The sequence below is a fragment of the Micromonospora sp. WMMA2032 genome (assembly GCF_002688545.1).
GTDB lineage: Bacteria > Actinomycetota > Actinomycetes > Mycobacteriales > Micromonosporaceae > Micromonospora > Micromonospora sediminicola.
Genome location: NZ_CP024052.1, coordinates 2,247,047 through 2,259,811, shown reverse-complemented (window position 1 = coordinate 2,259,811; position 12,765 = coordinate 2,247,047). Strand labels below are relative to the sequence as shown.

The window sequence follows — 12,765 nt, the reverse complement described above, 5'->3', positions numbered from 1 at the left end:
GCGCGGCCGACCCGTGGCAACCCGGGGTGCTCACGGTCAGCGGGGCTGGTCGAGGAAGGCCAGGGTGACGGCGGCGAACAGCGGAGACTGGTCGATGTCGTAGTGGGTCAGGCCGGGCAGGATCGCCAGCGCGTGCCCGCCCGCCGGGCGGCCCTCGCCGGTCCAGCCGCCGTCCCGCAGGCCGCCGTCGAGCAGCTTGAACACCTCGACGTAGTGGCTCGGCGGGGCCATGTCGGCGTCGGCGGCGACGATCAGCGTCGGCACCCGGAGGCCGCGTACCTGCTCGGTGAGGTCGAAGTCCTGCGCCATCGCCTCGCCGATCTTGTCGAGCAGCCGGGGGAAGTCCTCCGGGCGCGGCGCGACCCGCTGGTACAGCTCGTACATCGGGGTGTCCTTCATGAACTCGGCCGCCGCGCCGGTGACCTGACCCTGCTGCACCAGCAGCTCCGGGTGGACGGCGTCACGCCGGATGTGCGCCGACGCGGAGACCAGCCGGCCCACCTTCTCCGGGTGCCGGAAGGCCACGTGCATGGCGACGCCGCCGCCGAGGGAGAAGCCGACCAGGTCGGGCCGGTCCAGCCCGAGGTGGTCGATGAGCGCGGCGATGTCGTCGGCCATCAGCGCCATGTCGAGCGGCCGGTCGACGTCGGCGGTGCGGCCGTGGCCCTGCAGGTCGACCAGGATCACCTGGTGCGTGGCGGTCAACGTGGGCAGGATCGGCGCGAACAGCTCGCCCGACATCAGGCCGCCGTGCAGGAGGATCATCGGGCGGCCCGACCCGTGCGTCTCGTAGTAGAGGTGGACGCCGTTGACGTCGGCGTACCGCCCCGGGGCGGTGGTCTCGGCGCTGTGCTGCGTCGTGCTCATCTCGCGCTCCTCGTGTGTTCCGTGCTGACGAACTGTGGACCGGCCGGGACGGGCGGACTCATCGGTGCCCACGCCCCGGATCTTCGGGTGTTCGCGTTCGCGCAGCATGTGGGCTAGTTTCGGCGGGGTGAGCGACGTGGCGAGCGTCCCTGTCGAGACGCAACTCGAGGCGTACCGGCCGGAGCTGACCGGCTACTGCTACCGGATGCTGGGCTCGGCCTTCGAGGCCGAGGACGCGGTGCAGGACACCTTTGTCCGGGCCTGGCGCAACTTCGACCGGTTCGAGGGGCGGTCCGCGCTGCGGACCTGGCTGTACCGGATCGCGACGAACGTCTGCCTGAACATGACCGCCAGCGCGCAGCGCCGGGTCCGGCCGATGGACCTCGGCCCTGCCGGCAGCGGCACGGCGACCCACCCCGGCGAGCCACGACCGGAGCAGATCTGGCTCGGCCCGGTGCCGGACGACCGGGTCCTGCCCTCCGCCGGCGACCCGGCCGAGGTGGTCGCCGGGCGGGAGTCGGTCCGCCTGGCGTTCGTCGCGGCGTTGCAGCACCTGCCGCCGAAGCAGCGCGCCGTGCTCATCCTGCGCGAGGTGCTGGCCTGGTCGGCCCAGGAGGTCGCGGAGCTGCTCGACACCTCGGTGGCGAGCGTCAACAGCGCCCTGCAGCGGGCCCGGGCCACCATCGCGTCCGCCGACACCGGCGCCGAGGCGCGCCGCCCCCTCGACGAGGAGCAGCAGGCGCTGCTGGCCCGCTACGTGCGTGCGTTCGAGGCGTACGACCTGACGGCGCTCACCGCGCTGCTGCACGAGGACGCGACCCTGTCGATGCCGCCGGTGCCGCTGTGGCTGCGCGGTCCCGACGACATCACGGCCTGGATGACCGGTACGGGCAGCGGTTGCCGCGGCTCCCGCCTGGTGCCGGTGGCGGCCAACGGCATGCCGGCGTTCGGGCAGTACCGGCGCGACCCCGACTCAGGGCACGTGCCCTGGTCGCTGATCGTGTTGGGGCTCTCCGGCGGCCGGATCACGTCGCTCAACCACTTCCTCGACACCGACCGCCTGTTCCCGCTCTTCGGCCTGCCGGCCCGGCTCGAGGAGGGCGCCGGCCAGCCCGAGCAGGCCGGCCAGGTCGCATAGGTCGACGTTCGCGCCCCGGACCTCCAGCCGCCACCCGAACCGGCGGGCGGTCAGGCCCAGCCGCGCCAACGCCTCGACCGTGACCAGGTCCGGCCGGGTCACGCCGGAGACGTCGCAGACCACCACGCCGCCGCCCCGGCCCCGCAGCGCCTCGGCCAGCTCGGCACAACGGACGGCCACGTCCGCGCGGGTCAGCGTGCCGCCGGCCAGGACGAGCAGGAGCGTGGTCACGCGGATTGGACCGGGGGGCGGCCCGGTTCTCATCGGTACCCGCCCCGTCGGCTCCCCGGCAGGCGGGTGACGCAATTTCTCCCGGTCATCTTGCCGACCGCAGTTACATCGACGTTAACTGCTATACCAATCATCGGTGCACGGCTATATGATCCCCGGTAGCTCACCCCGAAGCCTCACGAAACCGCAGCTCCAGCACGCCTCACGTCGTTCGCCGCGCCCGGCGCCCCCGCAGCCGCCGCGCCCGGTGAACGGCCCGATCGCCGGCGCCGGAATGGGCGCGGGTAATTGCTCGGCGCTGCGCCACGGCCTGCCGGAAAGGTGGGAACGGATGACAGGGATACCGTCCTTGGTCATCGGCATCGCGTCCTCGTCGGCCGAGCGCCGGCAGCTCGCCCAACTGCTCGGCGGCACCGAATCGTTCCTGATCGTCTCCAGCGCCAACCAGGCGCGCCGATTCCTCGATCTGGTCCGCCGGCCGCCGGCGTCGCTCGCCCCGGCCGGGGACGCCGAGCCCGCCGCAGCGACGCCGGGGCTGGAACTGGCCGTCGACTCCGACCGGCGGGTGTTGCGCTGGCGGGAGCGGGAGGTCGGGCTGACGCCGCTGGAGCACGACCTGTTCGTCTGTCTCGCCGGGACCCCCGGCCAGGTCTGGACGTACGCCCGGCTGCACCGGGCGGTGTGGGGCAACGACCACCTCGGCCGGGGCTCCGACATGCACTCCGTGGTCCGCCGCATCCGGCACAAGCTCGGCCGCCTGGGCGCCCCCGCGACGATCCACGCCGTCCGGGGTGTCGGCTTCCGCCTCACCCCGTCCTGACCCCTGGCGCGGCGCCCCCGTGCACCGCCCGCCGGGCGCCCGCGTGCCGTGTCGCGCCGGCTCGTTCCGTCGATCTTGGACTTGTGGCACCTGATTCGCCCGGATTTGCGCGCCTTTTTTAGGTGCCACAACTCCATGATCGCCGGGTCGCCGGTCGGGGCGCGGGTGAAGGGCGAGGTGCGGCGAGGGGTGAACGGGGGTGGGTGGATGTGGATCGGCCCGCCCGGTGCGGGGCACCGGGCGGGCCGATCGGGTTGCCGCTCGGGTCAGCAGCGGGTGGGGGAGAGGGTGAAGTCCTCCACGGTGGGCGTGGCGGAGCTGATCTTCGTCTGGCGCGTCTGGGGCTTCCAGCCGTCCTTGGCGACGATCAGCGTGAGCGGGTTGTTGCGCCGGTCCATCCAGTAGGCGTACCGGCCGTCGGCGTCGGTCGTGAAGGTGTAGGAGTTCGCCCAGGAGTCGACCTGGACGGTCGCGCCCGGCAGCGGCGCCGTGGCGCCCTGGCAGCTCCTGCCGGAGACCGTCCCGGACAGCTTGCCCCAGGTGGTCGGCGGCTGCGCGATCATGGTGACCGCCACCGGCGGCACCGTGTACGGCGTGTTCTCCTTGATCACCACGGACGCCGAGTAGGTGCCCGGCTGGTCGACGTTCGCGGTCATGCCGACCGTGACGGTGACCTTCTCACCGGGCGCCAGGGTGACCTTCGACTTGTCGACGGTCAGCCAGCTGACGTCGGCCGCACCCTCGGCGCACTCCGAGAAGCCGGGCAGGACCTCGCTGTCCTTGGTGGCCGTGAAGCCGCCCGACGAGCCGCCGACCTTGTAGAACCCGCAGGCCGCGCCACCCCGGTAGCGGGGCGCGTTGGCGTTGGGCAGGTTGGCCCACGAGTCGGTTGCCGGGTCGAACGCGAAGCCGGCGTTGGTGATGGCCCCGCCCTGCGACCCGCCGACGACCAGGAGCTTGCCGTTCGCCACCGCGTACGCGGCGGCCCAGCTGTCGGCCGGCGCGTCCGGGATGGGGGTCCAGGCGTTGGCGCCTGGGTCGAACGCGTACCCGGCCTTCTGCGACACCGTCCCGTCGTTGCCGCCGGTGCAGTAGACGGTGCCGTCGATCCCGCCGCAGGACAGGAACGCCACCGACTTCGGGTAGGCGGGCAACGTCTCCCAGGTGTTCGCGCCCGGGTCGTAGCGGACCACCGAGTTGGACATCGGCAGGCAGCTGGCCGTGGTGCAGCCGCCGATCGCGTACAGCTTGCCGCCCGCGACCGCCTGACCCGCCGCCGCCCGGGGCGCCGGGTTGCTCGCCCGCGCGGTCCAGGTGTTCGCCGCCGGGTCGTACGACCAGGTGGTGCCGTCCGGGCCCGAGGCGCCCCAGCCGCCGGTGGCGATGATCTTGCCGTCGATCACGCCCACCGTCATCGCGTTACGCGCGCCCGGCAGGTCGGCGATGGCGGACCAGGTCTGGGCGACCGGGTCGTACCGGTAGTTCTTCGCGCTGGAGGTGGTGCCGTCGCCGCCGGCGATCGAGTAGACCTTGCCGTCGACGGTGACGACCCGGTTGTCCATCACGTTCGCCGGGTAACCCGGGATGGCGGTCCACGGGTCCGCCTGCGGGCCGGCCGCCGGGGTCACGCCCGTGGACGACTTGCCGGACGAGCGGGCGGCGAACGACGTCGCGGCGGTCAGCCGCTGCGCCGGCGCGCCGGTCGAGCCGAGCAGCGCCTGCTCGGACAGCTGGGAACCGTCGGCCCGTTGCAGGACGAACCCGCCGTCGCGCTCACCGAACTCGACGTCGACCGGCGCCCCGCCGGTGTTGGTCACGGTGAACGTCTTGCTGACCTTCCCACTCGGCATCCGGGCCGTTCCGGTCAGCGAGGTCGGCTGCACCGACAGCCGGCCGGCGGCGAGCTGGAAGTTCGCCGCGGTGGCCCAGTCCGCCTCGACCGTGACCTGCTTGGTCTGGCTGACGTAGTTGCCGGCGCTGGCGGTGAACGGGTGCTTGCCGGTCAGCGACGAGAACATCCAGTAGAAGCCGTCCGGCAGCTCGGTGTCGTCCGGGGTGGCGACCGTGGTGGCCTTCTCCGCCGGGCGGTCCTTGCTGGTCACGGTGGCCCCGTTGACGTAGCCGTTGTCGTTCTTGTCGCGCACGTGGCCGAGCACCAGGCCGCCGGCGACCGGCTTGCAGACGAGCTTGCTGCCGATCAGGACGTTGTCGACCTCCCACCACCACTCCCAGCTGGCGTTGTAGTAGTGGAAGCGCACCTGCACCTGCGACTGGTTCGCCGCCTGCGGAATCGCTATCTCGGTCACCTTCGGGCCGCGCACGTCGGCCGCCTGCCGGAGCACGTTGCTCCAGGTGGCGCCGCCGTCGAGGCTCAGGTCCACGTCCGCGCGGTCGCTGTTCAGCCAGTTGTAGTCCTGGTTGAACCGGATCACCGGTGCGCTCACCCCGGTCAGGTCGACGACCGGGCTGACCAGTGAGGTGTCCTGCTGCCCGCCGCTGCCGTAGTTGTCGCTGTCGATGATGGCGAAGGTGCCGCTGCCGCCGGTCAGGTTGCCGCGCTCACCGCTGTCGCTGAACTCCCAGACCTGGCCGGTGCCGGCGTTGTCCACCACGGACCAGCCGTCCGGCACGCCGGTGCCGTCGAACGTCTCGTACTCGCCGTCGGAGCTGACGGTGTAGCCGGGCGCCGTGGTGCACGCCTCCGGGTCCGCCGGCACCTCGATGTTGGCGGTGAGGTTGCCGGTGCCGACCGTGACCTCCTTGGTGACGGTCAGGTAGCCGGCGTACTGCGACTCGACGGTGAGCCGGTAGGTCGACCCGGACGGCAGCGTCAGGCTGTAGCGGCCGGTGGCGGGCGTGGTGTAGTCGGAGATCGGCGTGCCCTCGACGCTCACCTTCGCGTAGAGCGGCCAGCCGTGGCCGGACCCGTCGGTGACCTGCCCGCCGATCGTGACGCTCGGCACCGCGCTCAGCGCCACGTCGAGCGTGGTGGTCGTGTTCTTGGTGACGGTCGCGGAGAGGGTGCGGCTCGCGTAGCCGAACGCGGAGACGACCACCTGGTAGTCGCCGGCCGGCAGCAGCGAGGAGTAGGTGCCGTCGGCGCCCGTGGTCAGCGTGCGGTCCGCCGCGCCGGTCAGGGTGACCGTCGCGCCGGCGATCGCGGCGCCGGTGGCCGCGTCGGTGACCGTGCCGGCCAGCGTGCCGTTGTCCCCGATCGGGGCGGCGGCGATGAGCGCGAGCGCGTCCAGCCGACCCTCGCCGTAGACGTTGTTGTCGTCCGCGGTGCCGCCGCACTGGGTGTCGGCCTTGTCGGTTGCCGTGTCGTTGAGCAGGGCGCGCGTCGCCGCGACGTCACCGACCAGGGTGGGCGCCGCCGACCAGAGCAGCGCGATCGCGCCGGCCAGGTGCGGCGCCGCCATCGAGGTGCCGCTGATGCTGGCGTACGAGTTGGTCGGCACGCTGGAGCGGACGTTCACGCCGGGGGCCGAGATGTTCGGCTTGATCTCGCCGTTCTGCCCGGTGCCCCGGGACGAGAAGCTGGCGATGTTGTTGTTGATGTCGTACGCCCCGGCCGAGTAGTTGCTGGCCAGGCTGCCCGGCGAGCCGCTGGTCTGGCAGGACGGGCCGTTGTTGCCGTTGGACCAGACGCCGAAGATGCCGGAGGCGGTCCACGCGTCGGTGACGTCCTCCATGAACGGTTCGTTGGACGGCGCCGTGGTGCCCCACGAGTTGTTGATGATGTTCGGCCGCTTGCTGGCGTCCGGGTTCTGGCCGCTGAGGTCGGTGGGCTCCAGCATCCACTGCCCGGAGGAGATCAGCGCGGCGTCGGTCGGGCAGCAGCCGTTCGCGGCGATCCACTTGACCTCGGGGGCGACGCCGATCTGGTTCGCGCCGTCCGCGCCGGCCATGGTGCCCATGGTGTGCGTGCCGTGGCCGTCGGAGTCGCACGGCGCGGTGGCGCACTCGCCGGCCGCGTCGAACCAGTTGTAGTCGTGGTCGAAGGTGCCGTCACCGTTGTTGCCCCGGTAGGAGTTGACCAGCGCCGGGTGGTCGAACTGGACCCCGCTGTCGATGCTGGCCACGGTGATGCCGGCGCCCTTGACGCCGTACTGGGACCAGACGTCGTCGGCGTTGATGTTGGCGATGCCCCACTCCAGGGCGTTCGGCGCCTTCTCGTCGGTGCCCGGGGTGGTCTCGGGCAGCTTGTACTCGACCGGGGCGTAGATGCCGTCCACCTCGGCGTGGGCGGCGAAGTTCTGCGCCATGGTCAGCGAGCCGCCGGTGACCTTGATGGCGTTGGTCGCCCAGAACGTCTGGTACTTCGTGCCGGAGCGGTCCAGCTCGGCGCGGATCTTCCCCTGGCTGTCGGCGGCGGTCTTGCGCAGCGCCGCCGCGACGGCGGCGCCGCGCTGGTTCCAGTCCTTGAGCGCGGTGGCCTTGCCCAGGTCGGCCCGGGCGGAGAAGTGGATCCAGAAGTCGCCCTCGCTCTTGCCCTGGAGCTGCCGGGTGAGTTCGGGGCGGATCTTGTCGCCGGCCGTGGCGCCGGCGCCCGTACCGGCCTGCGCCTGTGCTCCGGTGCCGGTGGCGGCCAGTGCGGTCGCGGCGAGCACCAGGGCGGCCCCCGCGCTCACCAGCCGCCGGGCCAGGCCCCTTCGGTGTGGACGTCTCAGCATCGGTGCTGCCTCCTCCTCCGATGACCCGCGGATGTTCGAGCCATGACAGAAGGGCCAGGAGCTGCGCTCCCGACTGGTCACTCCGGTTTGAGACGAACCCCCCAGGCCCCCTAGGCGCCGTGCGGGTCTACGCCGGCCACCTGAATGGACACTATGATCGACACCGAAGGACGATCAATGACCGTACGTGAGCAACTTGTCACCAACAGGCCCCCTGATCGCGGACCGGTTGACAGTGACTGTCACGGTGGGGTGCGGTGACGACTGACGACACGAGCGCGACGACCGCCGGCACCGACCCGGCGGAGCGTCCCTTCTCGCTGGTCATCGGCGTCACGCCGTCACCGGCGGAACGGTTGCGGCTCACCGAGCTGCTGGACGGCGTCGCGCCGTTGCTCATCGTCGCCGACCTGGACGAGCTGCGCGAGTTGATCAATCCCGGTGAGGGTGTCCGGCGGGGTCCCCCGTTGGCGCTCTCGGATGTGGCGGGGCCCCCGCCCGACATCCGGGAGCCCTCGCCCGACCGCGCGTTGGTGATCGACGCCGCCCGGTCCACCGCCCGGTGGGGTGACCGGGAGGTCGCGCTCACCCGGCTGGAGCGGGACCTGCTGACCTGCCTGACCGCCGAGCCGGTGCGGGTGTGGAGCTACGCCGAGCTGCACCGCGCGGTCTGGCACGACGCGGCGACGCAGCGCCGGGCCGACGTGCAGTCCCTGGTCAAGCGGCTGCGCCGCAAGCTCGACGGGTTGGGCACCGGGGTCACCGTCGTCGCGGTACGCGGCGTCGGCCTGCGGTTGACCGACCACCGCCGCCCGCCGGTCCGGGGCGACTGACCCACGATTCCGTCCGCACGATTCGTCGAGTCCGAAAGGGGCATCTCCCGGACATGTCACGCTGGCGCTGGCTCCTGGCGGACCAGGTGGGTCCCCACTTCCTCGACGACGACGCGCAACGCGTCCTGCTGGTGGAGACCCGGTCGCTGTTCGCCCACCGGCGACTGCACCGGCAGAAGGCGCACCTGATCCTGTCCGCGCTGCGACACCGCGCCGCCGAACTCGGCGACCGGGCCCGGCTGGTACGCGCGGACACGTTCCGCGAGGCGCTCGCCGGGCTGGGCGAGCCGGTCGAGGTGGTGCACCCGGCGTCGCGGGCGGCGCTGGCGTTCGCCCGTACCGTCGACGGGTTGACCGTGCTGCCGCCGCGCGGATTCGTCACCGACCGCGCCGACTTCGCGGCCTGGGCCGACCGGCGGCGCGGCCAGCTGCGGATGGCCGACTTCTACCGGTACGCGCTGGACCGCCACGACCTGCTGCGCGACCTGCCGGCCCCGGCGCGCCGGCCCCGCCGGCGGCCACCGACCGACGTGCCGGCACCGCCGGCGATCGTCGAGGACGACATCGACGCGCAGGTCCGCCGCGACCTGGACCGGTGGGCGGCGGAGGGGATCCGGTTCGTCGGCCGGGACGCGCCGCGCCGCCACCCGGCCACGCACGCCGAGGCGCGGGCCCGGCTCACGCACTTCCTCGACCACCGGCTGTCCTGGTACGCCGACACCGACGGCCTGCTCGTCGACGGCGACGGCCGCCTCGCGTCCAGCGTGCTGTCGTCCTCGTTCAACCTCGGGCTGCTCGACCCGGAGCCGGCGATCCGGGCCGCCGAGCGCGCCGGCCGGGACGGCACGGCGCCGCCCGCGGCGGTGCACCGGTTCGTCCGTGGCCTGTTCGGGTGGCGCGAGTTCCTGTGGCAGCTCTACTGGTACTTCGCGCCGCGCTTCCGCGGCGTCGGCTGGCTCGCCGCCACCCGGCCGCTGCCGGACTGGTTCGACCGCCTCGACGCCGACGCGGTGGAGGCGCGCTGCCTGGCCGACGTGCTGGGCGGCGTCCGCGACACCGGCTGGGCGAGTCAGACCGCACGGCTGACCGTGCTCGGCAACTACGGCCTGCAACGCGGCTGGCGCCCCGCCGACCTGGCCGACTGGTTCCAGCGCAGCTTCGTCGACGGCGCCGACTGGGTCATGAACGCCACCGTCATCGGCATGAGCCAGTACGCCGACCTGGCCCGCATCGACACCCACCCCTGGGCGTTCGACGGCACGCACGTCGACCGGATCAGCGACTACTGCGGCGGCTGCCGGTACGAGCCGACAGCGGCGCTCGGCGACGACGCCTGCCCGTACACCGCCGGGTTCGACCCGTTCCTGCACCGCAACCGGGAGCGGCTCTCCGCCGACCCGCGCCTCGCCGCCGCACTGGCCGAGCGCACCGACCCGCAGCGCCGCGACGCGGTGCTGGCGCAGGAGGAGAAACGCGGCGACGAGGCACCCTGACCGGGGGTGCGGAAAACCCCAGGGTCGCGCTCCGGTCGACCCGCTCAGGCATGCGTTCACCCTCATGGTCCGCGCCCCGCCACGGCCATAGCGTCGGGACATGATCGATTTATGGCACCTCACGACCCCCGCCGCCGCGCCGACGCCCGGTGACACCGGCGGCCTGGCCGGATTCGCGGCCGACCTGGTCGAGCGCCTCGGCGCTCCCGGCGCCGGGCTGGCGGTGGCGCTGGAGAACCTGTTCCCGCCGATCCCGAGCGAGGTGATCCTGCCGCTGGCCGGTTTCGCCGCCAGCCAGGGTCGGATGAGCCTGGTCGCCGCGATCGCCTGGACCACGCTCGGCTCCGTCGTCGGCGCGGTGGTCCTCTACCAGGTCGGCGTGGTGCTCGGCCGGGACCGGGTACGTGCCATCGTCCAGCGACTCCCGCTGGTCAAGCTCAGCGACCTCGACCGGACCGAGGCGTGGTTCGCCCGGCACGGCACGGCGACCGTCTTCTTCGGGCGCATGATCCCGATCTTCCGGAGCCTGATCTCCGTTCCGGCCGGCGTGGAACGGATGCCGATCGGGAGGTTCCTGCTCTACACCATGCTCGGCAGCCTCGTCTGGAACACCGTGTTCGTGCTCGCCGGCTACCAGCTCGGCGCCAACTGGCACGTGGTCGAGGAATGGGCGGGGGCGTTCCAGAACGTCGTCATCGTCGTCTGCGCGCTGGTGCTCGGCGCGCTCGTGGTGGCCGGGCTGCTCCGGCAGCGGCGACGTCCGGTCGCCGCGGAGGTCGCCGGCGATCCGACTCCGCGTGGCGGTCCGCACCGGCCGGTGCGATCCGGCACCGTGTACCGCAGCCGGGGTCACCTGGGGGAGGATCGCTGAGCGGCGGCACCGGCAGGCCGGCGGGGAGGGACGGATGGTGGTGACGGGGGTGCCGACCGGAGGCGTGCGGGTCGGCCGGTGGGCGCGGCCCGTGGTCGGCGTCGCCGCCGGTGTCGTCTCCGCCGTCGTCGAGGTGGCGTCCCTGGTCGCGGCCGGCCTGCTGCTGACGCTCACCGTGCCGGCTCCGGTGCTGCGCCGCCGCGTCCTCGCCGCCGTCCTCCGGTACGCCCCGGTGGCCGCCCGGTGGGAGCGGCGGCGGCTGGCCTGGGCCGCGAACCGCCCGGCGTCCGCCCCTCTGCGCGCCACCGGCCGGCGGGCCGTCGGCTACCTCGCGCTACGGGTCGTGCCGGGCCTGCTCGGTGCGCTCACCGTCGGGGTGCTGGCCGTGGGCGTGGTGCTCGCGGCCGTTCTCCTCCGTGCGGTCGTGACCGGCGGCGTCGCCGTGCCCGATCTGCTGCTGCAACTCGTGATCGGGTCGGGCCTGCTCCTGGTGAACCTCCAGGCGGTCGCCAGCGTCGGCGCGCTGGACCGGCATCTCGCGCGCCGCATGCTGGAGCCCGACGGCGAAGACGCGCTGCGGCGCCGGATCGACGAGCTGACCGAGAGCCGGGCCGGCGTCATGGCGGCGGTCGACGCGGAGCGCCGCCGGATCGAGCGGGACCTGCACGACGGCGTGCAGCAGCGTCTCGTCGCGCTCGGCATGCTCCTGGGTCGCGCGCGGCGCAGCCGCGACCCGGACCGGGCGCGGGCCCTGCTGGACCAGGCGCACGCCGACGTGCAGTGGGCCCTCGACGAGCTGCGGGAGGTGGCCTGGCAGGTCTACCCGTCCGCGCTCGACCACAGCCCGCTGGACGAGGTGCTGACCATGGTGGCCCGGCGCACCCCGATCCCGGTGCGGATCAGCCACGCACTGCCCGACCGTCCGCCGCGTCCGGTCGAGGCCGTGCTCTACTTCATCGCCTGCGAGGCGATAACCAACGCGGCGAAGCACGCCGGCGCTACCGTGATCGACATCGAGATCAGGGCCGGGGACGGAGGAGTGGACATGTGGGTCCGTGACGACGGCCGGGGCGGGGCCGATCCCGCCGGCAGCGGGCTGCGTGGCCTCGCCCGGCGGGCCGCGGCTCTCGACGGCAACCTCGACGTGTCCAGCCCGCCGGGCGGTCCGACCACGATCCGGGTGACGCTCCCGTGCGAATAGTCCTGGCCGAGGACTCGACGCTGCTCCGCGACGGGCTCACCCGGTTGTTGGTCGACGAGGGGCACGAGGTGGTGGCCGCGGTGGGCGACGCCGACCACCTGGTCGCCGCCGTCGCGCGGCACCGTCCCGAGGTGGTGGTCACCGATGTGCGGATGCCGCCCACCAACAGCGACGACGGGCTGCGGGCCGCGCTGGAGATCCGCCGCGAGTTCCCCACCGTCGCGGTGCTGGTCCTGTCCCAGTACGTCGAGAAGCGCTACGCCGCGCAGCTGCTCGCCGACCGCTCCGAGGGCGTCGGATACGTGCTGAAGGACCGCGTCGCCCAGGTCGAGGACTTCCTCGACGCGCTCGACCGGGTCGCCGCCGGCGCCACCGCGCTCGATCCGGAGGTGGTGCGGCAGCTCATGTCGGGCACGAGCCGCACCGATCCGCTCAGCCGTCTCACCCCACGAGAACGCGACGTGTTGCACCACATGGCGCAGGGCCACACCAACGCCGCCGTCGCCCAGCGGCTGCACGTCTCGCAGAGCGCGGTGGAGAAGCACGTCAACGCCATCTTCGACAAGCTCGACCTCTCCGACGCCACCGGCTACAGCCGACGGGTGCTGGCGATCCTGCGGTATCTGGGTTCCTGACCC

The 12,765-nt window shown here is 72.9% G+C and carries 9 protein-coding genes and 1 pseudogene; 7 read left to right on the top strand and 3 right to left on the bottom strand.

Translation table 11 applies throughout. The features are described from left to right. Positions 1-36: 36 nt before the first annotated feature. Entirely contained in the window at positions 37-867 is an 831-nt protein-coding gene (locus CO540_RS09675) for an alpha/beta fold hydrolase (RefSeq protein WP_099161779.1), read from the bottom strand. Positions 868-973: 106 nt separating this feature from the next. Between CO540_RS09675 and CO540_RS09670 the strand changes: the two genes are divergently transcribed. After that, a complete protein-coding gene (locus CO540_RS09670) occupies positions 974-2,005 on the top strand; it encodes a sigma-70 family RNA polymerase sigma factor (protein WP_091578811.1) in 1,032 nt (343 codons plus the stop codon). Positions 2,006-2,035: 30 nt separating this feature from the next. Here the strand turns inward: CO540_RS09670 and CO540_RS31300 are convergent. Next, a pseudogene (locus CO540_RS31300) lies at positions 2,036-2,269 on the bottom strand (hypothetical protein); the annotation flags it as partial. A gap of 298 nt (positions 2,270-2,567) precedes the next feature. Between CO540_RS31300 and CO540_RS09660 the strand changes: the two are divergent. Then, positions 2,568-3,056, top strand: coding sequence for a winged helix-turn-helix domain-containing protein (locus CO540_RS09660; protein WP_099161778.1), 489 nt, complete (start codon positions 2,568-2,570; stop codon positions 3,054-3,056). Positions 3,057-3,322: 266 nt separating this feature from the next. Here CO540_RS09660 and CO540_RS09655 read toward each other — a convergent pair whose 3' ends face one another. Then, positions 3,323-7,729: a S8 family serine peptidase gene (locus CO540_RS09655; RefSeq protein ID WP_099161777.1), complete on the bottom strand. Its 4,407-nt coding sequence runs from the start codon at positions 7,727-7,729 to the stop codon at positions 3,323-3,325. A 257-nt stretch (positions 7,730-7,986) separates the two neighbouring features. Between CO540_RS09655 and CO540_RS09650 the strand changes: the two genes are divergently transcribed. From CO540_RS09650 to CO540_RS09630, 5 genes are all read left to right on the top strand, one after another. Then, on the top strand, positions 7,987-8,562 hold the full coding sequence (locus CO540_RS09650) for a winged helix-turn-helix domain-containing protein (protein WP_099161776.1): 576 nt from the start codon (positions 7,987-7,989) through the stop codon (positions 8,560-8,562). 53 nt (positions 8,563-8,615) lie between these two features. After that, entirely contained in the window at positions 8,616-10,055 is a 1,440-nt protein-coding gene (locus CO540_RS09645) for a cryptochrome/photolyase family protein (protein ID WP_099161775.1), read from the top strand. A gap of 100 nt (positions 10,056-10,155) precedes the next feature. Next, complete coding sequence (locus tag CO540_RS09640) at positions 10,156-10,926, top strand: DedA family protein (RefSeq protein ID WP_099161774.1); 771 nt, start codon at positions 10,156-10,158, stop codon at positions 10,924-10,926. A gap of 34 nt (positions 10,927-10,960) precedes the next feature. Beyond that, positions 10,961-12,127, top strand: coding sequence for a sensor histidine kinase (locus CO540_RS09635; RefSeq protein ID WP_099161773.1), 1,167 nt, complete (start codon positions 10,961-10,963; stop codon positions 12,125-12,127). Continuing rightward, positions 12,118-12,762, top strand: coding sequence for a response regulator transcription factor (locus tag CO540_RS09630; RefSeq protein ID WP_098745571.1), 645 nt, complete (start codon positions 12,118-12,120; stop codon positions 12,760-12,762). The genes CO540_RS09635 and CO540_RS09630 overlap by 10 nt, the downstream gene beginning before the upstream one ends. Positions 12,763-12,765 lie beyond the last annotated feature (3 nt).

Excerpts from the sequence above, each read along its gene's own strand:
- CO540_RS09675 (WP_099161779.1), bottom strand. The coding sequence starts at position 867 with ATGAGCACGACGCAGCACAGCGCCGAGACCACCGCCCCGGGGCGGTAC.
- CO540_RS09670 (WP_091578811.1), top strand. The coding sequence starts at position 974 with ATGTGGGCTAGTTTCGGCGGGGTGAGCGACGTGGCGAGCGTCCCTGTC.
- CO540_RS09660 (WP_099161778.1), top strand. The coding sequence starts at position 2,568 with ATGACAGGGATACCGTCCTTGGTCATCGGCATCGCGTCCTCGTCGGCC.
- CO540_RS09655 (WP_099161777.1), bottom strand. The coding sequence starts at position 7,729 with ATGCTGAGACGTCCACACCGAAGGGGCCTGGCCCGGCGGCTGGTGAGC.
- CO540_RS09645 (WP_099161775.1), top strand. The coding sequence starts at position 8,616 with ATGTCACGCTGGCGCTGGCTCCTGGCGGACCAGGTGGGTCCCCACTTC.
- CO540_RS09640 (WP_099161774.1), top strand. The coding sequence starts at position 10,156 with ATGATCGATTTATGGCACCTCACGACCCCCGCCGCCGCGCCGACGCCC.
- CO540_RS09635 (WP_099161773.1), top strand. The coding sequence starts at position 10,961 with ATGGTGGTGACGGGGGTGCCGACCGGAGGCGTGCGGGTCGGCCGGTGG.